Below are 22,120 nucleotides of genomic sequence, written 5' to 3' on the forward strand. Positions count from 1 at the left end.
TCATACTCGTTTTCAAGAGCGAACCGAATCATCCGGTCCTTGTGCTCTGCGACCCTCCACACGAGGTCTTCGTTCCATCGATGGGTCTTGTCATCACAGACATAGTCTTGTCTGCCTGTCCCCACTGCACCGGTTGCACTCTCCAAGATGAAGACCCGGCTGCCTTCCCGGTGGAACGCAGCGAGCATGGCGGATGAGTCCGGATTCTGGTTGTCATCGACGAAGGCGAAATCGGTCAATGTACCGGAGACATCCAGCTCGGACAGGGATTTGAGGAACTCGGCCAAGATTGGCGGCTTCTGGTTTACTGGGCTTCCGATGAGCACCCTCTGAACGGTCAACGGCTGTTCACACACCTTTGGTCTAGTTGGATCTCTCGGCAAGTCTCGCGCCTGAGCTACATCGACACGACCGAGTTGATGGCACCTGCGCCGAACGCACACGGGGCATGACGCCGGACCTGTGCGACGGGCCTCAAAAACACTGAAGGCATGCAAATGACGTGCCATTCTAACGGGGGAGGGCTTCGAACTCGCAAAGTCCGGGAGTCCTACGTCTGCCAAGTGAGGATACGCATCAACTCGGCCCCTGCGCGTTGCGGCCAGTGAGAAATACCTGCGCGTTGCTGATCCCAAATGTATCACCTAGTTCGTGTGACTCTGCCGCCCTGGGAGATCCGCTTCCTTCCTCGCTCCCTCCGCTCGTGCGGCGGTACGATGTCTTGTCTGGGAGGGCGTACGTCGCGGGGCGACATATCATAGAAGTTAATCTGCATGTCAATAATATTAATATATGCATTGACAATGTTTGGGGCGAGATCTATGATTGATTCCGGCGGCATCAGGAGGCGCCGAGGGGCAGCACGAGGAGGCGTGCCTTGGTTTAGATCAATCCAGGTGGTCCCGCGGAGGCGATGGGCAAGTGGCGGACATGCGAGGAAGAGCGGCGTTCGCAGTGGAGGCGATACACCTCCGTAAGGAATTTCCGAAGCGCCATACAAGACTGAGCGTGTGGGGGCTGTGGATGCGCCGGGAGGGAAGGGACGGCCAGACTGGGCGCAACGGAAGTTGCAGGCAGGTTGTCGTCGCCGTACGGGACGTGTCGTTCGCGGTGCAGCCGGGCGAGGTGTTCGGGCTCCTCGGCCCGAACGGCGCGGGCAAGACCACCACTATCCGGATGCTCTGCACGCTTCTCGAGCCAACCAGTGGCAGCGCGACCGTCAACGGCTACGATACTGTTCGCGAAGCCCCCATGGTGCGACGCAGCCTGGGGACGGTACTCACAGGCGAACGAAGTACATACTGGAAGCTGACAGGTCGCGAGAACCTCGAGTACTTCGCCGCCCTCTACGGACTGTCGCGCAAGGAGCAAAGGGCCCGGGCAACGGCCATCCTCGAGCGGCTTGGCCTCGCCGACAAAGCGGACCAGCTGGTGGAGACATACTCGTCCGGCATGAAACAGAGGCTCGCATTGGGCAGGGCGCTCCTTGCGGGCCAGCCCATCCTCCTCCTTGACGAGCCGACGATCGGGCTTGACCCGGCCGCCGCACGCTCCATCCGCGAACTCATACGCGAGCTTCGCGCGGAAGGCCGCACCATTCTGCTCACTACCCACTACATGGAGGAAGCCGACCAGCTCTGCGACAGGGTGGCCATCATCGACCAAGGAAGCATCATAGCGCTCGACAGTCCGAGGCGTCTCAAGGACTCCCTTGGGGAGGGTACGAGCTTGCAGTTGGAGGTAAGTGACTGGAACGACGACGCGAGCCGGAGCGTGAGCGCGATCCGAGGGGTTGCTGGGATAACGTCCAGATACGCCGCTGAGCAGGAGGCCTGGCAGGTGAGCGTCGTGACGGATAACGGGCCTGTGGTCCTCGCCGAGATCATCGCGGTCTTGGCGCGATCCGGAGTCAGGATACGAAGGGTGCAAGCAGTGGAGCCGACCTTGGAGGACGTGTTCTTGAAGCTCACCGGCAAGGGCCTCAAATCGTGAGCGGTCATACGCGTTTGAGAAGGGGGGACCCCTGTGGGCGGTAGCACTTCGGCTCGCGGAACGGGATCTTGGCGCAAGGAGTCCAGCGAGAGGGTCCCCGCGGGATCCTCTGGATCGCCTTGCACATGGCAGTGTCTGAGACAACCGGAGGCAGCGTCTGCCGTGGAGGAAGCGTCTCCCGTACCGAGCTGGGGCGCAGCCATCCTGGCGGTGGCTCGCAAGGAATGGCTCATCGTAAGGCGCTATCCGAGTTGGATCCTGTCCATGTTTGTGTGGCCCATCTTGCTGCCCCTTTCGTTCGCTTTCGGAGGCAGGGCAATGGCTGGTCCGAGCGGAGAGAGCCTTGCGGCCTTCGTGAGGCATACGGGGACGGCCGACTACACCGGTTACGTCGCGGTCGGCACCATTCTTTGGCTGTGGATGAATGCTGCACTGTGGGATTCGGGGTCGTTCTTCCGCGACGAGCAGATGCGGGGGACTCTTGACAGCAACTGGATGACACCGGCTCCGCGCATCTGCCATCTCCTAGGGGCTGAGCTTTTTAGCCTTCTCGTAGGTTTCGTGATGACGACCATAGCCATCCTGGAGTTCAGGTTCCTGTTGGGTGTACGGATCACTGGTTCACCGTGCGTTCTCGCCCTTTCGGTGGCGGCGGTCCTTCCGTGCGTGTATGGGCTGAGCCTGCTCTTCGCAAGCCTCGTGGTGTGGGCGAAGGACGTGTCCACGATGGTAAACGTCGTTCGAGGCACTTTCCTGATCTTCTGCGGAGTGAGCTTTCCTTTGGCTGTGCTTCCCGGGTGGATGCGCGCGGTCGCGTCGGTCTTGCCACTGACGTACGCGATAAACGCCGTGAGGACGGCCGCGCTTACGAAAGTGGGTGCCGGTGCGATCTGCCGGGATCTTGCGGCACTCGTTGTGTATGGGTGCGTCTTCGTGGTATCTGGCGTGACCGCCTTCAACTACACAGAGCGGCAGGCCAGACGACGCGGAACGCTTTCGCACTACTGAACACCGACGGAATCAGCGGCGCGCCGCAAACGTCGCAAGGGGCGGCCGTCATCGGACGGCAAGACGGGCGACCCTGGAGAGGACTCTCACGCTGAAAACTGGCGCGGACTCGCGGCGACCTACTACGTTGCGGTTTAGTTCCGATGGAGGACGGTGCGGATGAAACGTCCAACAGCGAACGCAGCGGGCCACACAAGGGCGGTCGCGTCCGGAGTGCGCGAGGCGCTCTGGGCCATTGCTGCGATATTCCGTCGCGACTGGCTGACATACTGGCGTTATCCCATGAATGCTCTCTTCTGGCTCATGCAGCCTTTCATCTGGTTCACTCCGGTCTACTTCATGGGGCTGAGTTTCGTGGAGGGCGGAAGGGCGGCCGGGTTCGAGGCGTTCACAGGGACGTCGGATTTCATGGCCTTCGTGATGCTGGGCGGCATAATGTCCAACTACGTGAATGCGGTTTTCTGGAGTATCGGGACTACCCTCAAGAACGAGATGAGCGCCGGGGTGCTCGAGTCCAACTGGCTGGCGCCAGTGCCCAGAGCAGTGCACTTGGTGGGGCGTACGGCTTTCAGCCTCGTGAGCGTAACGTGCGAATCCATCGTCTTGATGACGGTCATGCGGTTCCTCTTCCGCTTCGATCTGGGGCGGGACATCATCCCTGCCCTGGTGACGGCTCTGCCCATGGTCGTCGGCATCTACGGTTTCGGGTTCGGGTTCGCTGGCCTCGTGCTGCTCGTGCGCGACGCCAATACCATGATAGACATATCCAGCTATCTCGTAAACCTACTCAGCGGCAGCACGGTGCCGGTCGCAGCCCTTCCGAGGTTCCTGACGGTGATCGCCATGGCCATCCCGCTGACCTACGGCTACGACGCGGTGAGGGCCATTCTTCTTGGCACTCGAACCCTCCTGCCCCTCGGTGTGGAACAGCTCATACTTGTGGGATTCATGGTTGTCATGATCGCGTTGGGGCTCTGGGCCTTCGGCGTCGTGGAACGTCGTTGCCGCCGCCTGGGGACTCTCAGCATGCACTGAACGGAGCGGACAAGGACGGGGCGCATCCTTGGAGAAAGCGTGTGGCGATGCGCCCCGTTGCGCCTTTCGCGGACAGGACGGGAATCAGCTCACGGGAGGATGGCGAACACTCTTGCGGGGAAGCCGGAGCCGTACTTGGGTTTCGGGAACGCCACCACCACGAGTGCGCCATGCTCCGGCACTTTATCGAGGTTCGTTAGTAGCTCGACTTGGTAGCAGTTCTGGCTCAAGACGTAGGTTTCGAGGGAGTAGTCTCCCTTGCTTGTAGCGAGGCCGGGGTCCGTGTCGGTTGTCTCATGGCCGGACGCCGTGATCTTGCGCTCCTCGTAAAGGTATTTTAGAACGTCCATGCTCCAACCGGGATAGTGGGCGACACCGTTCTCGTCCCTGTTCTGCATGGCTGCGGCGTCAGGCCAGCGTTTGGACCAGTCGGTCCTGAGAGCGACGAAAGCGCCCTCAGGGATCTCTCCGTATTTCCTCTCCCACGCCCGAACGTCATCCATGGTGACGCAGTAGTCCGGATTTGCCGCGACTTTTTCGTGTATGTCAATGACCACGAGAGGCAGGATCATCTCTTTGACGCCGATTTGGTCGAGAGTGCGGAGCCCCTTGATGAAGTGCGCCGGCGGGTCAGCGTGCGTGCCCCACTGCCCAACGTGGGTAAAATACTGCGCATAGAAGCCCGAACCCATCGTGCCGATGCCCGGCTCATAGTAGTATAGAGTCTCGCGCCTTTCGTCTGGGAAACCGGGCCAGTGCGGGATGCCAGGCTCGAACGCATGGGTTAGGTCGACGAACTCCTTGGTCTTGAGAATCTCGTAGATATCCAGAAGCGTTGTCGGTGCCGCCCACGCGCATGAGACTATAGCCGCCCAAACCGCCGAGGCAACCAAGGTTGCTATGAAAACCTTCTTCATACTTCTCATCGCTTCTCACTCCTCTTGTCTTAGGTGTTCTCATTCATACCTTGTGTGTGACCTGCCGGCTCGTGTAACCCGTCGGCTGTCGACCCAGCTACCCAGCTTGCAGGTGGCTCAAGGGTGCCACCGCGCGTCCCCGTAGCTCTTCGCTCGATCCCTCCTTGGGTGACATGGATTTGGGTTAGGATTCACACGACGTTGGGATGTGCATGATAATTCTACATACTGCGAATAGTTCCTCCCTTCTTGGGACGCGATGTTCCGCCCATCTAAAACCCATCCAATAGACGAGCCCAGGGGTGGCTCTTCTCGTGCCGATGGTGCGGGCTTTGTGCTCAACGCATGGACGTTATAATAGTGGAGGACGGGGCATATGCCGCGCGTCACAGAAGGATCTTCTTGTAGCGCGTCGAAGGTTGTGACAAATGTCACATTAAGCAGGGTATACGCATACGGCCGCTCTGACCGATGAGCCCTCGCGTCGAAGCTCGAGGTCGTCAGCGTATCGTCACAGCGCACGAGAAGGCGAGACAGGGGAGGGACAAGCAGGGTCGGGCGGTGAGGAGAAGGCGAATCCAGGCAAGAGCAAGGCGGAGTTAGGCCCGGCGCCAGTTCTGGAGCTAGGCTCGGAACAGGACGGGGCAGGCAGTGCAGACAGACGTAACGGGTGTAAAGGGGAAAGGCAAGATGCATGTATGAGACTGCGTGAGGTGCATATAGAGGACGCCGTGGGGCTTCCTCTTGCATACGACATCACGGAGATCGTCCCAGGTCGACGAAAAGGGGCGGTTTTGAGGCGTGGACACCGGATCTCTCGGGAAGACATCCCCACGCTCAAACGAGTGGGTAAGTCCGTGGTATACGTCATGGAGTTGGATAAGGGCGAGGTGCACGAGGACGATGCCGCCCTTCGCCTCGCGTCCATGCTCGCGGGACCGGGTGTCAAAGTTGAGATGCCTGGAGAAGCGTGGGCAGACATACGTTCCACTCTAAAGGGCCTGCTCAAGGTAGATGTGCGACGGCTGCTTGCGATAAACGCCATCGGGGATCTCCTTGTTGCCACCCGGCACACCAACTCTAGCGTGGCCCCCGGGGACCTTGTGGCGAAGGCAAAAGTAAGAGGGCTCGCCGTAAATGAGGAGCGCCTCTCAAGCGCGGCCGCTCTCGTAGGGGACGACCCGGTCATCAGGGTCGTCCCGTTTCGGTCCGCACGTGCCGGTGTTGTCGTGACGGGGCGAGAAATCTACGAAGGGCGCGTCCGGGACGCGTTCGTCCCTCTCCTCACGAGCAGGCTCGCTGAATATGACAGCACGATTGCCGTTTCCGAGATAGTTCCCGATGAAACTGCCGAGATCACTCGGGCCATTCAAAGCGTGCTCGAGCGGGGAGTGGACATGGTGCTCGTCACGGGCGGCATGTCGCCTGACGACTGCACCCCGCGGGCCATCGAGTCTAGCGGGGCGCGCGTGGTTTTCTACGGGGCGCCGGTCTCGCCAGGAGCCATGACCCTGCTTGCGTACCACGGCCGCGTTCCCGTGCTCGGGGTGCCTGCCGGCATTTTGGCGCGCCCGAGGGCGTTTTTCGACCTCATCCTCGCGCGGCTTCTCGCGGGCGAGAGCCTGAGCGCCACAGACGTGGCGCAATATGGTCACGGTGGGCTGTGCCTCGGATGCGAGACCTGCTCGTTCCCACAGTGTCCCTTCGGTAAAGGGTGAGCGAGTCTAAGGGAAGCGGGGGGCGGGCTCTGGACCAAACGCGGGACCGGGACCCGGATGGGCGGACGGACGATAGTGCAAGGGAACGCGAATGCGAAGGACATGTGGGAGTATGAGACTCAATGTCAGCAGACTGGGTTACGCCGATGTTGCTTTCAATGCGCGTCGCCGCGGTGGCGACCGTGGCCGTGGCATGCGTTGCCACCCTGGTAGCTTGGGCCATGCGAAGGTTCTCCTTTGTTGGGAAAGCAGCGGTCGACACGCTGCTTACCCTGCCGATGGTGGTGCCACCTACGGTCACTGGGTTCGTCCTGCTAGTCCTCTTGGGGAGGAACGGGCCAGTTGGACGGTTCCTCCAAGCCTGCCTGGGCGTCCAGGTGCTATTCACGTGGTGGGCGGCGGCTGTCGCGTCAGCGGTGGTGGCCTTTCCGCTCATGTACGGCACGCTCAAAGCAGGGCTTGACTCGATCGACGAATCCCTGGAGAAGGCCGGGCGCACGCTGGGCGCTTCGGAGGTGAAGGTGTTCTTCACGATCACTCTGCCTCTCGCGTGGCCGAGTCTGGTCGCCGGCCTTCTCCTCACGTTCATGCGCGCTCTCGGAGAGTTCGGCGCGACCTTGATGGTGGCGGGGTCCATCCCTGGGCGCACGCAGACGATGCCGACAGCGATCTACGTCGCGACCGAGTCCGGCGACATGCACACGGCGGGCCTCCTTGTCGGTGTTATGCTCGTATTCGGGTTCGCTGCCACGTACGTGAGCCGGATGTGGTCGGAAAGACAGCTTGGCAGGTTCCGGCGGGCGCGGCGACGCTGAGCAGCCTACGCTTTGGCGCCGCAGCGCTGTGGCGCGTGATGCCGTGGCGGGGGCGCCGGGACGGTGGCGCGGCGGCACGCCACAGCATGGCGAGTGACCGGGCGGGCCTAGCCAAAGGCTGTCGTGGCAAGCTGCGCAGCCTGTGTGTTGGCGGCAGGGCTCAGACCAATGCCGTGGGAACGTGGAAGTGAAGAACCGAGCTTGAGGATGGCAGGCGCCACTTCAACAATAGGGTGGTGTGTTCCGCAAAATGGGGTGATTAATGGGGTGACTTCACCTTCTCTTCAGGTAAACATAGTGAAGCGCCTTGCGGATTTTACGCTTGAGGCATCCTTCTCGTGGGGTCCGGGCATCATCGTCATATTCGGACCGTCTGGCGCGGGTAAGACGACGATCCTCGACTGTATAGCGGGGCTGCAGAGGCCGGACAGGGGTTCCATTGCGCTTGGCGGGAGGATGCTTTACTCCTCCGAACACGGCATAAACCTGCCCCCGCAACGAAGGCGTGTCGGGTATGTCTTCCAGAATTACGCTCTTTTCCCTCACATGACGGTCAAGCAAAACGTGATGTATGGCATCGGGGGCCGGTGCAAGCGTGGACGGGGCTTTCGCCTGACGGTCCTCGATATACTCCAAATGCTGCGCATAGTGCACCTCCAGGATAGATACCCGTGTCAGCTCTCTGGAGGCGAGCAACAGCGGGTGTCGCTCGCACGCGCCCTGATGACCGAACCTGAGGTGCTGCTGCTCGATGAGCCGTGGAACGCTCTAGACGAAGAAACGCGCCGCGCGGTTCAGGACGAACTCCTCGCGCTGCACCGCCAGTGGTCGATTCCTTTCGTCCTCGTGACCCATGACCGCGAGGAGGCTGAGAGGCTCGGGGATGCGATCCTTTACCTAAATCGCGGAAAACAGGACCTGCGGGTGAGGGCGGGCCTTTGTGACACGGCGACGACCACGGCGGCGGCAGCCGCTACAGTTGGCGGTGGTGCTACGGGGGCTGTCAACGCTAGTGTGGCCGCGGCCCCAGGTGCGGTGGTTGTGGAGGGCGGGGCCAAATCGGGCCGGAAGACTAGCACGGGTACTATGGCCGAGGGATGCGGCAAGATTACCAGCTCGGATTGAGAATGACGATGCGGAGGTGGAGGAACATGCGGCGGATCCTGGTTTTCTTAGCTATGATTTCGATGTTAACGTTACTTATTGCTTCCACCGGCGTCACCGCTGCCACGCGCCGGGAAATAACGGTTGGGGCAGGCGCAGGCTTGCTCGATGCCCTGCAGCTCATCAAAGCCTCGTTCGAGGCCGCTAATCCAGACGTCTCCGTGTCGCTGACGTTCGCGAGCGCAGGAGCGATAACAGCTCAGGTGAAGCAAGGTGCCCCGCTCGACGCAGTGATATTCCCCGCGGGTGGCGGCCATATGGACACTCTCGGGCGCGAGGGGTTCATCGTACCCGAGACACGGTTCGTTGCAGCGTGTGACATAATCGTCCTCGCGGTTCCGAGCGGCACGAAGGTGGCCGGTGACCCTTGGAAATGGCTCGCAAGCCCATCGGTCCAGAGGATAGCCATCGGCGATCCCCGGATCGTTCCGGCGGGGACATATGCCATGCAGGTCCTGCAACACATGGGGCTCGACAAGTTCCTCGCGGAACGGCTCGTGTACGCGAGGACCGTGCAGCAGGTACTGACGTACGTTGAGTTGGGAGAGGCTGACGCCGGGTTTGTGTACGGGAGCACCCTCTATAAGTCAACCAAAGCCAAGGTGCTCGCGAAGGCGCCGTCCGGGTCGTACGAGGACGTAGTATTTGAGGGTGCGATGGTGAAGGCCACGCAACACAAGGAGGAGGTCCAGGAGTTCCTCGCGTACCTGCGGTCGCCCGAAGCGAGGAAGGCGTTCGAGGAGTGCGGGTTCGGGCTCCCCAGGGAATGAGGCGGACCTGAATAATCCGAGCGGGCGGGCGAGCGGGCGCGGGCAGTTCTTCCGAGTCCGACTTCGCGTCATGTTGCAGTGGCTTACGCTGCCTTTGGGCTTCGGGAGGTCAGACGGGCGTTGCGCACGCAATGATCCGGCCTGTAGGCTATCCGGGTGTCCTCTCTCAAGGGTGCCGGAGTTGCCGGTGCTTGAACGACGGGGCGCGGAGGATCTGGCCATCTCGCGCGCCGAATTCAGACGAGGCTTGCCTCGGGCGCCGTCGCTGGAGGACAGGACGGATTAGCCTCAGGAAAGACCTGCGAGCTAGAGAGTAGAGAGCGGCGCCGACTTCCGGCCGATCCACTTGGCGCGGCTCAGCGGTGTAAGTCAGCACGTGTGGTGTGCCCAACGGAGGAGGACGATTTAGGTGCAGGTTCTAGACTTGTGTAGGGACAAGCTCAGAGTGCTAATACATTCCCACGACCTTGCCGCCCATGAGGTTGAGGTGGTCACTGCGCGGCCCCTCGCGCCGGAGGAGGCCATCGGTTCGCCGACCAGGCGCGACTTCCCACTGCTTAAGGGGAAGGAGGTCATGATCCAGGCGCGGTTTCACGATAGCAGCGGTCAAGCCTACACGGACATGCCCGCGCCGTTTCGAGGCAGTTTGGGCGATGTCATGGCGCTGCCGCTGCACACGAACTACGAGCGGGCCGTCTTCGTAGCCACCTGCAACGCCGTGATGCGCCACCTCGGCCTCATCGACCACACGATTCACTGCCGCAACAACGAGCCCGAGGAGTGCGCAAGGCTTCTTCGCGAGCACGTGAAGCAGCTCATAGCCAGCCACGCCAGCTCTGGCGCCCGGTCCAGGCCTAGCTGCGCCACTAGAGCTGAGCAGCCCGATGAAGGGACTGATGAGACCGAAGGGGCTCCCGGACGGAGGCCGGGTCTGCCGCGCGTGGCGGTCATCGGCCTTCAGCCCGCAATGGTGAATGCCCTGGCGACGGCGGGGTGTTTCCTGGTCCGTGTCACCGACATGGATCCAGCAAACATCGGGACGACCCGCGAGGGCGTGGCCATCGAAAGCGCCGATCGCAACCCGGAGGTCATCTCTTGGGCCGACCTCGTCCTCTCCACGGGGACGGTTCTGGCCAACGGGACGGTTGAGGATCTCCTCGCAGTCTTGGACGACAAGCCGATCATCTTCTACGGCGTTACCGCTGCCGGGCCCGCGAAACTCATGGGCTATGATCGGTTCTGCCCGTGCTCACGCTGATGCGGGGGCGGCGCTTCGAAGCGCCTTTCCAAGTAACAGGCGATTCTTGTTCTTGCTCTCGGCTGTCTCGGGATGTGGCCGCTACGAGCGACTGCATGGGGAATGGGAGGCTTGGCCGGGGCAACGGGCTAAATCGCCCACTCCGCGGGCTCGAAGTCGTTCGCGAACGGGTTCACGAAGAGCACTCCGTCCAGTGTCGCGCCCGGACCAAAGTCTTCGCTGAAGATGACCGGAACTTGATTCAGCCTTGCGGTGGCCCAGATCTGGGCGTCCCAAAAGGTGAGGTGGTGATCTCTCACGCCCCTGACAGCTTCGAGGATGACTAAGGTCGTAACGTCGAGCACCTGCCATGCCCGGGTGTGGTTTTCCACGCTCACCATCGCATCCTCGATGGCGAGCGGCATCTTGATCTTGCGGGTGACCGCGTTGAAGAACTCTGACAACACTTGGGTGCTGATGACGCCTTTACCGGAGGCAATGAGACGGTCGAGGACTTCAAATGCTCTTTGCTGCTTCACGGCCTCGCTCCGGTCGTAAGCGTAGACGAGCACATTGGTATCTACAAAGATCTTACCTCTCATGGAGCTCATCCCGCGTCCAGCCCCTCTGTGCCACGGCGCGTTCCACGCCTTCTGCGTTTTTCCTTGTGTCGGCGTCCCCTGCGCTTCTTTCCATCTGGACTTTCTCGGGCCGCGTCGCGGACGGCGACGCCTTGCTGACAAGGGCCTCAATGAACGCCTTCTCACGCTGCCACGCTGTGGGATCAAGGCGCGCGACTATGGCCTCGCTTGCATACGCATCCAGCGCCTCGCGTACAAGTTCTGCTTCTGTAATGCCTAGGTGCCTCGCGCGTTGTTTCAGAAGAGCATCTTGTCTTGGTTCTATATAGAACTGCTTCCGCACCATTTCGGGCATTGGTGATCACATCCTAACGGGACATCTCTATACATCATCATATACATCATGGGAATGATTGTCAACTCGGTTCCCCCGCGCTCGCGCGTTCGGCTCATCGGGCTCTAGAAATTGGTCCTCGTGTCTATTAGTTGTACGCCGCTAGCTTCGCGGTCGCACATGAATCGGCCTTCTCAGATGAACTGCTTTCCGCGGGCGGAGAGGGCCAGGCTGGAAGGAGGGCTAGGCAAATAGACGTTCTACGTCCAGCGTGAACCCTGGCAGCAGGGGGCTAGCCACGGTGACGCCGGGGTAATACACCTCCGAGGTCAAGAGGACCCCGTCTCTGGGAGTCGCAACCTCAATCGTGCGGGCCTGGGGGTCTACGAGCCAGAGCTCTTGCACTCCGAAACGCGCGTAGAGCTGGCGTTTGACGTCGGCGTCCCACTTGGCAGTGCCAGGCGAGAGGATCTCCACCACCAGGTCAGGAGCGCCCCAGATGTTTGCCTCTTTGATGATACCCGAGCGTTCCTTCGATACATACACAAGGTCGGGCTGGCCCACATCATACTCGCTCAGGACGACATCAAGAGGTGCACTGTACACTTCTCCGAGGCCGTGGTTCTCGATCCACTGAGCCAGCGCCAGCAACAGGCGTTTAGAGACCCTTTGGTGAGACACGGTCGGCGACGGAACCACTCTTATGGCCCCCCCCTACAAGCTCGTAGCGCTGATGCCCCGGCGGTATCTGGCAATAGTCATCGTAGGTGAGGCGCGGAGAAGGGCGGGCATATTCAGGGGTCTCCTCGCCGACGCGGTCAGGACGGGTCACGTTACTCCCCTCCACTGAGGCTGGTGTCGTGTTCTTCATGCCAAGTTAATTCTATCATGATGATGGCAGCCATACCATCCTCTGATCGGGTGGTTGTCAGTCCTGAGCCTTCTTCTCGCCTCGTCTCGTCTCAGCAGGGAGCCTCCTCGATGGCACTCCATGGAAGCCGCGAGGGATCGTGTGGCGTGTCCAATCCTGAAGTACATCTATCACCGGAGCGCTGCAGGTAGCGAGACTTGAACCAGCGTTTTGCCGGCTGGGCATGTGCTGCTAGAACCTTGTTTGTCGGGTGTCGTTTCGTCTTTCCAGGTCGAGCTTGTTTGTCCACAATGCACGTGCGTTTGCCGGGTGAAGAGGTGATTGACATCCGGAACGTATAGGACTAAAATAGTCCTGTAATTGCGTGACGGTCCGGCAACGACTCATCAGAAGGGAGCCTTCTGTGTCACATGGAGTTCATTAAGAGAAATACCGATTACGCGCTGCGCGCGCTTTCCTACATGGCGACGCATCCCACAGGGACGGTGTTCCGGGTGTCCGAGGTCGCTTCGGCGGAGGGGATCCCTGAGGGATTCCTGCGCAAGATCTTTCAGAAGCTGGCGGTCGCGGACATCGTCTCCTCGCATCGCGGTCCCCACGGCGGCTTTTCGCTCGCCCACGAACCCGGTGAGATCACCGCTCTTGAGATAGTCGAGGCCATTCAAGGACCAGTTGCAGTCAACCGCTGTCTGCTCGGGCGGGATGCATGCGAACGCTGGGAGGTTTGCGGTCTGAGACAAAGCTGGGTCGGCATTCAAGAGAAGTTCGTGTCGTTCTTGAACGACGTCACACTGGAGTCCCTTGCTCGGCAGCGGGCAAGGCCGGAACTGTAACCGTGAGGCAAGGAAGAGGCGAGACACGTCTCGGCGAGATGGCACCGTGGACCCTGAGCGCCGTGACCTGACGGCGTGATGCCTGGAAAGCAGGGCGAGGGTCAGCCTCCATGGCCGCGAGGTGGTGAACGTTCTTCGGTGCAAAGGTGGTCGGCTTCCGGTTTCAGTGACATGCGTGCGTAGAACAAGCGAATGCCTTCGTACGGGGAACAAGCGGATGACAGAGTCTAGGGGGACACATCTGGTGAGGGGGAGGAGAGAAATGGTAGACCCGATAAGCGAGCACGAGTCTGTGAGGAGAATGCACGATGAAATGGAAGGAGCCGGAATGGAGAGCGTCGTGGAGCGGTTCGAAGCACAAGGGCTGCGTTGCACGTTCTGCGACCAAGGAATCACCTGTCAGCTATGCTCTATGGGGCCTTGCCGCATCACGAAGCGCGCTGAAAGGGGAGCGTGCGGTATCGACGCGAACGGGATGGTAATGCGGAACATGGTCCACCGCGCAAACATGGGAGTAGCGGCCTACTCGTTCCATGCGCGCGAGGTGGCGAAAACCCTCAAGGCTACAGCGCAGGGCAAGACGCCGTTCGAAATTCGCGATAGGGCCAAGCTCGATCTCCTCGCGCACGCCCTTGTCGTTGAGCCGGGGAGCGAGGGATACGAGGCGGCGACGGCTGACGCCATGCTTGCGGCGCTCTATCAGGACAGCGCGGAGGAGTCGGTGGCGGTGGCGGCTTTCGCTCCGGAGACGCGAAAGAAGGTATGGCGCGAGCTCGGCATTTTCCCTGGAGGGCCCATAAGCGAGCTCGTGGACTCGACGGCTCGAGCCATGACCAACATCGACGGTGACTACGTGTCTCTTGCCAAAACGGCGCTGCGTCTTGGGGTGGCAAGTTGTTACGGCGCGCTCGTGCCGCTGGAGATCGCGCAGGACGCGCTGTTCGGCACCCCGACTCCTCACGAAGCTTACGTGGACCTCGGGATCCTCGACCCTGACTACGTCAACATCCTTCCCAACGGTCACGAGCCCTTCGTGGGAATGGCGCTGGTCGAGGCCGCTCGGTCCGAACAGGTGCAGCGTCGCGCGCGCGAGGCTGGAGCGAAGGGCCTTCGCATCGTTGGGTCCATCGAGACGGGCCAGGAGATGATGCAACGCATCCCGTGCGACGACGTGTTCGTCGGTCTCACCGGAAACTGGTTGAATCAGGAGTTCGTGCTCGCCACAGGCGCGGTTGACGTGTTCGCCATGGACATGAACTGCTCGTTGCCGTCGCTCGCTCCGATTGCCGAGAAGTACGGCGCGACTCTCGTGGCCGTCTCTAGGCTGATAGGCGTGCCGGGAGTGGAAAAACGCGTCGTGTACGTTCCCGAGAACGTTAGCGATCAGGTTCAGGAGATAATCAGCATCGCCATCGAGAACTTCAAGCGACGGAAGGCATCAAGCCGGGCGACACGCGACCTCAAGCGCACGAAGATCCTGACAGGGTTCTCGACGGAGGCCGTTGTAGGCGCCCTGGGCGGCACGCTCGAACCCCTGCTAGAAGTGCTCAAGAAAGGTGATGTGAAGGGCGTAGTGGCCCTCGTGAGCTGCACCACTCTGAAGGGTGGTGGCCAGGACACGATGACAGTGGCGGTGGCGAAGGAGCTCATCCGCCGGAACATCCTGGTTCTGTCGGCCGGGTGCGGCAACGCAGCGTGCCAGGTGGCCGGGCTCAACTCACTGGAGGCTCAGGAGCTAGCGGGCGACGGCCTGAGAGCTGTGTGCAAGGCGCTTGGCGTCCCGCCTGTCCTTAGCTTCGGCACGTGCACGGACACCGGTCGGCTCGCGCTCCTCGTTGGAGCAGTGGCCGGTGCGCTCGGGGTGGACACCGCCGCCCTGCCCGTGGCCGTGACGGCGCCCGAGTATATGGAGCAGAAGGCCGTGATCGATGCATTCTCCGCCGTGGCCCTCGGGCTATACACCCATGTGGCACCGGTCCCGCCCGTGACGGGCGCCGCGGACGTGGTGAACCTGCTCACGAGAGACGTCGAGGGGTTGACCGGGGGCAGGCTCGCCGTGGAGACCGACCCCGTGGCAGCGGTGGACGGTATCGAGAGGCACATCGTCGCGAAGAGGCGCGCGCTTGGCATCTGAGCGCCGTAGCCTCGCTGACTGGCGGCTTGCGCGCGGCATGTGGCCAGCCGGGGCTGTGAGGGCCGACGTCTGACCGGCTGAGGCTAGCGGGCGGCGCCTGTCGAGGGGACAGCACCGGAGGAGCGGCATCTGACGGGAGAGGGACGCCTGCCAGGGAAGCGTCGAAGCGTAACGTCCGCGTTGCGGGCGCAGCGAACGTCCGCACGGGCGTGGCGTACAGCAGACATCCGGCGCGGTGAGCACCCGGGCGCCGGGCAGGAGTCCCCTCCCGTCGCGCCGTAAATACCAAATTGAATTGAAACGCGGTCCCGCAGTGAACGGCGGCACTGCCAGAGGGCCACGGAGAGCTTGAAAGGGGGACGAAACATGCCCGTAAGGAAAGTCGTGCGAATCGATGACGAGAAGTGCAACGGGTGTGGCCTCTGCGTGACCCCGTGCGCTGAGGGCGCCATTCAGATCGTGGATGGCAAGGCCAAAGTGGTCCGCGAAGAGCTGTGCGACGGCGCGGGTTTCTGCCTAGCCGTCTGTCCCACGGGTGCGCTGTCCATCGAGGAGAGGGAGGCGCCGGAATTCTCTGGAGAGGCCGCGAGAGACCGCACCACGCAACCGATGGCCGGGTCGAAGCAGCACATCACGCAGCGCTGTTTCTTGTGCGGGTCCGGCGAAGGGGCAGAGCTGCTCATGCCGTGCCGCTTCAAGGGCGACAGCCTCTGGGTGTGCGCGCGGTGCCTGCCCCGGCTAATCCATGGTTAGGCTGAAAGGTCTAGGTATACAGCCACGAGAGTGCTGGACATCCCAAGCAACTGTCAATTACGCGACCCCGGCGACGGCTTTGCGGGCTTCAACTGGGCCGGGATGCCATGACGGGACGTCATGATGTGGGAGAGCTCGATGGTCTCCGCCAGAAGTCCGTGCTGCTTTGCGGCACGCGGTTCTGCCTATGGTCATCGGCCTTGCCCTCCGGGGAGGGCGCGCTCGCGCGCGGCGTGCCCGTTCGAACTTGGCCCGCGGGATGGCCAATGCGGGACTACCAAATCCTCCACGCCACCTCATCCCGCAGCCACCGACGTCCTCGCGCGATCAAGGAGAAGCGAGGACTTGCGGCGATACCATACTCGGGCACCACCACGTCCTGATCGCTGAACGCTCGTCGTTGAACGCCCGCCGCCAGGGGCCCTCGGCGTGAGGCACCGCATGGGACCTTGCGCCAGCGCATGTTCTCGTCGCCTTGGGACGGATTGCGCGTGCCATCAGCATACGCTCCCGCATATTGGCAAAACCTATCTGAGGCACCTCTAATGGCGCTAACCCGAAGATACTAGGAAAGGGAGCGAGTGCTTCATGGCAGGTTATCCACATCTCACAAGCCCGACGAAGATCGGGAACATGGACCTCCGGAACAGGATCGTCATGCCACCCATGGTCACCAACTACGCCTACGAGGACGGGTCGGTCACCGACAGGCTCCGCGCTTACCACGCGGAGCGCGCGAGGGGAGGGGTGGGGCTCATCATCGTGGAGGCCTCGTTCGTCCACCAGTCCGGCAAGGGATTTCAGAACGAGGTCGGCATCCACTCGGATAAGCTCATCCCCGGCCTTCGCAGCCTGGTGAACGCTGTCCACGCCCACGGCGCGAAGATCGCCATCCAGCTTTACCACGGCGGCAGGCAGACTACCTCCGCCGTGACGGGCGAGCCGCTCTTGGCACCGTCGCCGATACCGGACCCCACGAAAGGCGAGACTCCAAAAGAGATGTCGAAGGACGACATCGCCATGATCGTGAGAGCCTTCGGCGAGGCGGCGCGCCGCGCGAAGGCCGCAGGCTTCGACGCCGTGGAAGTGCATGGCGCCCACGGCTACCTTATCAACGAGTTCCTGTCGCCTTATTCCAACAAACGAACCGACGAATATGGTGGGCCCCTCGAGAACCGGCTGCGCTTCCCACTCGAGGTGGTGCACGCCGTGCGGCAAGCTGTCGGACCCGACTTTCCGGTGTTGTACCGGATGAGCGCTGACGAGAAAGTGGCGGGCGGGCTCACCTTGGACGAGACGAAAGAGGTGGCAAGGCGGCTCGAGCGTGAGGGCATCAACGCGTTGCACGTCTCTGCGGGCGTGTATGAGTCCGCAGTATGGATAATTCAGCCGATGTCGCTGCCGCGTGCGTGCCTAGCCGACCTTGCGAGCGGGATAAAGTCGGTCGTGAGGATCCCGGTCATAGCGGTGGGCCGCATCAACGACCCGGACGTTGCGGAAGGGCTGATCGCTCAAGGGAAGGCCGACCTCGTCGCCATGGGACGACAGCTTCTCACGGAACCGGACACGCCGCGCAAGATCGCTGAGGGACGGGTGGCCGAGCTGCGGAGATGCATCGGCTGTTGCCAGGGCTGCATCGACGAGCTGTTCCAGGACCATCCCATAGGATGCACGGTGAACGCCAGGACAGGGTTCGAGGCCGCGTTCACTCTCGCAAAGGCGCCGGCCGCCCGCAAGGTCCTCGTTGTGGGAGGCGGGCCGGCAGGGATGGAGGCCGCGCGCGTAGCGGCGCTCCGGGGGCACCACGTCACCTTGTGGGAGAAGGGGCCCAGCCTCGGAGGGCAGCTGCCGCTTGCGGCGACGCCGCCCCAGAAGGGTGAGATCGCAACGTTCAGAGAGTTTCTCTCGACCGAGATGAGTAGGCTCAAGATCAGCGTCCACGTGAACAGGGAGGCGACCCTCGATGCCATCCGCGCCGAGAAACCTGACGTGGTGGTAGTCGCGACCGGCGCACGTCCGGCGCGTGTGAACGTGCCAGGGGCTGACCGCCCCGTGGTGGTGATGTCCTGGGATGTGCTGGCCGGCAAGGCGACCGTAGGGAAGAGGGTCGCAATCATAGGCGGCGGCCTTGTGGGGTGCGAGACCGCGGAACACCTCGCCGAGAAGGGGCACGAGGTCACCATCATCGAGATGCTGCCGCGTGTAGCTTCTGACGTCGGGCCTCTCGTGGGGGCTCTCCTGCTGGACCGCCTGGCGAAGCGGGGCGTGAAGATCGTGACCGGAGCCAAGCTTTCCGCGATCGGGGAGCACGAGGCCACGGTGCAGAAAGACGGGAAGAGCGAGACCCTTTCGGGCTTCGACTCCGTCGTCATCGCGGTGGGATCGGCACCGGAGGACGGCCTCGCGAAGCAGCTTGAAGGTGCCGGGATAGACTATTACGTGATCGGGGACGCCTGGAGGCCACGCCGTATAACCCATGCAGTGTTCGAGGGCATGCGCGTGGCGCACGAGATCTAAAGCACGCGGCCGGGCGGGCCGCGGAGCCCGGACCAGTCGCGGACACGATCACTGTGAAGCTGAACGGGGAGCGACCAGGCCAGGAGGCGCCGGGAACGACAATGGGAGGAATGCAACAAGGCCGCGAAAGAGGCCAGGAGGGATCCTGTGCCCTCCGTTGAATAGAGAAAGGGCCATGCTTCGCAGGGCGCTGCGTGCAAGCGGCGCCCTGCGCGTGCGATCAGGGCTTTGGTGGTAGCGGCTCTCCCACGAGGGCTTTGTGAGGAGAGCTCTATAGGGCTCCAGGCGGAGGTGCGAAAATGCCTCCGACGGCACGGCCACGTCAACAAGAGGACGGGGCCTTGTCAACAGAACGGCTGGAGAGAAGGGAATTTGCGCTTGCGAGGAAGGGGTGGACGTGGAGGTGGGGGACGTGACGGCAGAAATGAGGGGAAGCTCGGGTTGCAGGGTGAGACCGCTTATTCTGGGCCACCGAGGTGCGCCGCGCCTTGCGCCGGAGAACACCCTAGCGTCATTCAAAGCCGGCCTCGAGGCGGGGGTGGACGGTTTCGAGCTTGACGTGCAGCTTTCACGTGACGGGAGGTTGGTGGTGATCCACGACGAGCGCGTCGATAGGACGACGGACGGCAAGGGGTGGGTAAAGGACATGACCCTCGCCGAGCTGAAGGCGCTTGACGCAGGCTCGTGGTTCAGGCCGGAGGGCAGCGGCTCGACCAGCGGCTCACCGGGCGCGAGCTCGAGCTCAGGCGGTCGTCGAGTCGGCGGCACCGGTGGCGGCACTGAAGCCTCCTTTGCGGGAGAGAGGATTCCGACTCTCGAAGAGGTCCTCGAGCTTGTGGCTCCGAAATGCAGGCTCATTAACATCGAGATCAAGAGCGGCCTTGTCCTGTACCCCGGCATAGAAGAGAAAACCATTGCCTTGCTGAAGGACTTCGGCATTGTCGAGAAGACCGTGCTCTCGTCGTTTAATCACTTCTCGTTGAGAACGGCGAAAGCCGTGGATTCGTCGGTGAGGACGGGCGTCCTCTACATGGAGGGACTTGTGGACCCGTGGGTGTATGCGAAGCACGTGCCGGCGGACGCCCTGCATCCGGCGTTTTATGCGGTCGCCCCGGAGATCGTCGCCGGCGCGCACGCCGCGGGCCTGGCGGTTAACACATGGACCGTCGACGATCCGAACGACATGCGTAGGATGATGACATGGGGCGTCGACGCGGTGATAACCAATCAACCTGCGGTGGTGGTAGAGATTGCCAGAAAACTGGCTGGTGCCTAAGTTCTGGAAACCAGGATCTAGAGACCAGGATGATGGAAGCGTAGGGGTCTTGCATCCTGCAAGGGCGAGGAACAGGCAGAGATGCAAGGATGCTTGGGAGGGGTTGTAAAACAGCGAACGCGCTGTAATGGCGAAGGGAGGATGCCCCAGTGAAGCTCGATTATTGGAAGACGTTTGTCCTCGGTCTCGGCTTCTTCAGCATCTCCTTGAGCTGGTCCATCTATAACTCGTACGTCCCAATCTTTCTTTCGGAGCTCTTGAAGGACGCCGCCTACCGCACCACGCTTGTCGGCATCATTATGACTTTCGACAACATCGCCGCCATAACGCTCCAGCCGTATTTCGGTGCCTTGAGCGACAGGACATGGACAAGGATCGGGCGCAGGATGCCGTTCCTCGCGGCAGGCATGCCTGTGGCCGCGGTGTTCTTCGCCCTCATTCCGGTCACGAAGTTCGCCCTCGCGGCGATGATCCCGGTCATCATTGTGATGAACGTCGCCATGACCGCTTTCCGCGCGCCGACCGTGGCATTGATGCCCGACATTACGCCGTCACCGCTCCGCAGCAAGGCGAACGGCGTAATCAATTTCATGGGAGGGCTAGGCGCGCTTCTCGCGTTCTTCGCCTTCTCGCAGCTATTCAAGATCAGCCCTGCCCTGCCATTTGTGGTGACCAGCGCTCTCATGGTCGCGGTCCTCTTCATACTATTGAAGACCATTCATGAACCCCGCGACGCGGGCGACATCGGCGGCGGTGCGGGCGCCGACGCCGGCAGGGAGAAGAGCGTGGGGATCCTGCGGGCAATGGGGGAGGTCGTGGCCGATCGGGACAAGAGCGCACTGTGCCTCCTTCTCGCGATATTCTTCTGGTTCGTGGGGTGGAGCGGCGTCGAGGCCCTTTTCACGCTTTACGGGGTGGAGGTCTGGGGCATGACCCCGGCCGCTGCATCCTTCGCGCTCGGGTTCTTCTCGCTGTCGTTCCTCGTGTTTGCCATCCCAAGCGGGTTCATCGCAACAGCCATCGGACGGCGCCGGACCATACTTGCAGGGATCGTGGGTCTTTCGGTTGTGCTTGCAGCGATGACGTTCGCGCGCCCTGGCGTGACTCTTACCGGGCTGCTACTTGTGGGTGGAATCGCGTGGGCGCTCATAAACATCAACTCCTATCCGATGGTCGTGGATATGACGAGCCCGGCGAAGATAGGTGCGTATACCGGCCTGTATTACTTCTTCTCGGCGCTTGCAGCGATCGTCGCCCCTCCTGTCTTCGGATGGTTTATGGACGTGCTGGGGAGGCGAGCCTTGTTCGTGTGTGCGTTCGTGAGCTTCGTGGCGGCGTTCGCCCTCATGTTCGGGGTGAGACGCGGAGAGGCCGCGCAGACGGCTTCAGCTGAGCGTGAGGCGGGCGCGCCCGTGGACGCGGGCGTATAGCGCGTATGGAGTTGACGGCCTCGTGACCCTTATGGCGTTGTGTGTGTCGGCTTCGGGGCAACACGCTCCCGTGCCGTGCGCCTACAGACCTTTACACGGCGTTGAGGCTATGCTATACTCTCAGTGCGAGGCGGTTTCCGCGTTCAATAAGAGAGTCTTGGTTTCGGTGCCGACGTAGCTCAACGGTAGAGCAGCGCACTCGTAATGCGCAGGTTACCGGTTCAAGTCCGGTCGTCGGCTCCACGTTTTTTCAAGCGCTGCAAGGGTTTGCGGTGCTGTGGCAGTTCCTGCCAGGAAGCCGAGAACGTCAGTTGGGGATAGTTTGGGGATAGTTTTTGACCCATCTCCTATCGCGCCTCCCTCTTCCCTCTGGAGAGTATCCGATCTAGTTTCTTGGCGGCGGCCCTATCCACGCTCTGCAAGGCATGGGCATAGATGTTCACCGTGGTGCCGATGTTGGAATGTCCCATACGGCTGCTAACGCTCTTGAGGGGCACGCCTTCGGCGATGAGCAGCGTCGCGGCTGTATGCCGAAGCCCTAATATGGTTATTGACGGCAGATTGTGCTTGCGAATGAACTGCCTGAACCACTTGGTGATGGTGTCAGGCTGGCGTTTGACACCTCATTTCTGTGAGGCCTCGTCATCATTGGGTTTCGAGGCATACGAGTCTCGCGTACCACAACATTCCTCCCCCGGGTCGTTCTGTCGGCGTGGCAGTTCGGTCACCCGTAGA

At 61.8% G+C, this 22,120-nt stretch carries 18 protein-coding genes, 1 tRNA gene and 1 pseudogene; 15 read left to right on the top strand and 5 right to left on the bottom strand.

Features of this window, described 5'->3' with window-relative positions; translation table 11 throughout:
* The first annotated feature begins 921 nt into the window (after positions 1–921).
* The 3 genes from GX515_12615 (at position 922) to GX515_12625 (ending at position 4,035) form a co-directional block, all read left to right on the top strand.
* Entirely contained in the window at positions 922–1,992 is a 1,071-nt protein-coding gene (locus tag GX515_12615; protein ID HHY33838.1) for an ATP-binding cassette domain-containing protein, read from the top strand.
* Between the two features lie 162 nt (positions 1,993–2,154).
* Complete coding sequence (locus GX515_12620) at positions 2,155–3,000, top strand: ABC transporter permease (protein ID HHY33839.1); 846 nt, start codon at positions 2,155–2,157, stop codon at positions 2,998–3,000.
* Positions 3,001–3,159: 159 nt separating this feature from the next.
* On the top strand, positions 3,160–4,035 hold the full coding sequence (locus tag GX515_12625) for an ABC transporter permease (protein ID HHY33840.1): 876 nt from the start codon (positions 3,160–3,162) through the stop codon (positions 4,033–4,035).
* Positions 4,036–4,124: 89 nt separating this feature from the next.
* On the opposite strand, the gene GX515_12630 is transcribed toward GX515_12625, so the two are convergent.
* Positions 4,125–4,961, bottom strand: a complete 837-nt coding sequence (locus GX515_12630; protein HHY33841.1) for a cyclase family protein — start codon at positions 4,959–4,961, stop codon at positions 4,125–4,127.
* Between the two features lie 689 nt (positions 4,962–5,650).
* Between GX515_12630 and GX515_12635 the strand changes: the two genes are divergently transcribed.
* From GX515_12635 to GX515_12655, 5 genes are all read left to right on the top strand, one after another.
* Positions 5,651–6,670, top strand: a complete 1,020-nt coding sequence (locus GX515_12635; GenBank protein ID HHY33842.1) for a molybdopterin-binding protein — start codon at positions 5,651–5,653, stop codon at positions 6,668–6,670.
* Between the two features lie 122 nt (positions 6,671–6,792).
* Entirely contained in the window at positions 6,793–7,485 is a 693-nt protein-coding gene (gene modB / locus GX515_12640) for a molybdate ABC transporter permease subunit (protein ID HHY33843.1), read from the top strand.
* 207 nt (positions 7,486–7,692) lie between these two features.
* A complete protein-coding gene (locus GX515_12645) occupies positions 7,693–8,610 on the top strand; it encodes an ATP-binding cassette domain-containing protein (GenBank protein HHY33844.1) in 918 nt (305 codons plus the stop codon).
* Positions 8,611–8,636: 26 nt separating this feature from the next.
* Entirely contained in the window at positions 8,637–9,419 is a 783-nt protein-coding gene (gene modA / locus GX515_12650; GenBank protein ID HHY33845.1) for a molybdate ABC transporter substrate-binding protein, read from the top strand.
* 409 nt (positions 9,420–9,828) lie between these two features.
* Positions 9,829–10,677, top strand: coding sequence for a hypothetical protein (locus GX515_12655; GenBank protein HHY33846.1), 849 nt, complete (start codon positions 9,829–9,831; stop codon positions 10,675–10,677).
* Positions 10,678–10,805: 128 nt separating this feature from the next.
* On the opposite strand, the gene GX515_12660 is transcribed toward GX515_12655, so the two are convergent.
* The 3 genes from GX515_12660 to GX515_12670 all read right to left on the bottom strand — a co-directional run bounded on the left by GX515_12660 (position 10,806) and on the right by GX515_12670 (position 12,270).
* A complete protein-coding gene (locus GX515_12660) occupies positions 10,806–11,258 on the bottom strand; it encodes a PIN domain-containing protein (GenBank protein HHY33847.1) in 453 nt (150 codons plus the stop codon).
* The gene (locus tag GX515_12665; protein ID HHY33848.1) at positions 11,248–11,592 is read right to left on the bottom strand and encodes a ribbon-helix-helix domain-containing protein; all 345 of its coding nucleotides are present in this window, start codon (positions 11,590–11,592) and stop codon (positions 11,248–11,250) included. The genes GX515_12660 and GX515_12665 overlap by 11 nt, the downstream gene beginning before the upstream one ends.
* Positions 11,593–11,814: 222 nt before the next feature.
* Positions 11,815–12,270, bottom strand: coding sequence for a Uma2 family endonuclease (locus tag GX515_12670; protein ID HHY33849.1), 456 nt, complete (start codon positions 12,268–12,270; stop codon positions 11,815–11,817).
* A 582-nt stretch (positions 12,271–12,852) separates the two neighbouring features.
* Between GX515_12670 and GX515_12675 the strand changes: the two genes are divergently transcribed.
* The 7 genes from GX515_12675 to GX515_12705 all read left to right on the top strand — a co-directional run bounded on the left by GX515_12675 (position 12,853) and on the right by GX515_12705 (position 21,628).
* Positions 12,853–13,275, top strand: coding sequence for an Rrf2 family transcriptional regulator (locus tag GX515_12675; protein ID HHY33850.1), 423 nt, complete (start codon positions 12,853–12,855; stop codon positions 13,273–13,275).
* 262 nt (positions 13,276–13,537) lie between these two features.
* Positions 13,538–15,409, top strand: coding sequence for an anaerobic carbon-monoxide dehydrogenase catalytic subunit (gene cooS, locus GX515_12680; protein ID HHY33851.1), 1,872 nt, complete (start codon positions 13,538–13,540; stop codon positions 15,407–15,409).
* A gap of 366 nt (positions 15,410–15,775) precedes the next feature.
* On the top strand, positions 15,776–16,162 hold the full coding sequence (locus GX515_12685) for a 4Fe-4S binding protein (protein ID HHY33852.1): 387 nt from the start codon (positions 15,776–15,778) through the stop codon (positions 16,160–16,162).
* Positions 16,163–16,750: 588 nt separating this feature from the next.
* On the top strand, positions 16,751–18,679 hold the full coding sequence (locus GX515_12690) for an FAD-dependent oxidoreductase (GenBank protein ID HHY33853.1): 1,929 nt from the start codon (positions 16,751–16,753) through the stop codon (positions 18,677–18,679).
* 448 nt (positions 18,680–19,127) lie between these two features.
* Positions 19,128–19,955, top strand: a complete 828-nt coding sequence (locus tag GX515_12695) for a glycerophosphodiester phosphodiesterase (protein ID HHY33854.1) — start codon at positions 19,128–19,130, stop codon at positions 19,953–19,955.
* 149 nt (positions 19,956–20,104) lie between these two features.
* On the top strand, positions 20,105–21,385 hold the full coding sequence (locus GX515_12700; protein ID HHY33855.1) for an SLC45 family MFS transporter: 1,281 nt from the start codon (positions 20,105–20,107) through the stop codon (positions 21,383–21,385).
* 168 nt (positions 21,386–21,553) lie between these two features.
* Positions 21,554–21,628 (top strand) — tRNA-Thr (locus GX515_12705).
* Between the two features lie 104 nt (positions 21,629–21,732).
* On the opposite strand, the pseudogene GX515_12710 reads toward GX515_12705, so the two are convergent.
* A pseudogene (locus GX515_12710) lies at positions 21,733–21,990 on the bottom strand (tyrosine-type recombinase/integrase).
* Positions 21,991–22,120: the final 130 nt, after the last annotated feature.

The sequence above is a fragment of the Bacillota bacterium genome (assembly GCA_012842395.1).
Taxonomy (GTDB): domain Bacteria; phylum Bacillota; class SHA-98; order UBA4971; family UBA4971; genus UBA6256.

Excerpts from the sequence above, each read along its gene's own strand:
- GX515_12625 (HHY33840.1), top strand. The coding sequence starts at position 3,160 with ATGAAACGTCCAACAGCGAACGCAGCGGGCCACACAAGGGCGGTCGCG.
- GX515_12630 (HHY33841.1), bottom strand. The coding sequence starts at position 4,961 with ATGAGAAGTATGAAGAAGGTTTTCATAGCAACCTTGGTTGCCTCGGCG.
- GX515_12635 (HHY33842.1), top strand. The coding sequence starts at position 5,651 with ATGAGACTGCGTGAGGTGCATATAGAGGACGCCGTGGGGCTTCCTCTT.
- modB (HHY33843.1), top strand. The coding sequence starts at position 6,793 with ATGTCAGCAGACTGGGTTACGCCGATGTTGCTTTCAATGCGCGTCGCC.
- GX515_12645 (HHY33844.1), top strand. The coding sequence starts at position 7,693 with ATGGCAGGCGCCACTTCAACAATAGGGTGGTGTGTTCCGCAAAATGGG.
- modA (HHY33845.1), top strand. The coding sequence starts at position 8,637 with ATGCGGCGGATCCTGGTTTTCTTAGCTATGATTTCGATGTTAACGTTA.
- GX515_12660 (HHY33847.1), bottom strand. The coding sequence starts at position 11,258 with ATGAGAGGTAAGATCTTTGTAGATACCAATGTGCTCGTCTACGCTTAC.
- GX515_12665 (HHY33848.1), bottom strand. The coding sequence starts at position 11,592 with ATGCCCGAAATGGTGCGGAAGCAGTTCTATATAGAACCAAGACAAGAT.
- GX515_12675 (HHY33850.1), top strand. The coding sequence starts at position 12,853 with ATGGAGTTCATTAAGAGAAATACCGATTACGCGCTGCGCGCGCTTTCC.
- cooS (HHY33851.1), top strand. The coding sequence starts at position 13,538 with ATGGTAGACCCGATAAGCGAGCACGAGTCTGTGAGGAGAATGCACGAT.
- GX515_12685 (HHY33852.1), top strand. The coding sequence starts at position 15,776 with ATGCCCGTAAGGAAAGTCGTGCGAATCGATGACGAGAAGTGCAACGGG.
- GX515_12690 (HHY33853.1), top strand. The coding sequence starts at position 16,751 with ATGGCAGGTTATCCACATCTCACAAGCCCGACGAAGATCGGGAACATG.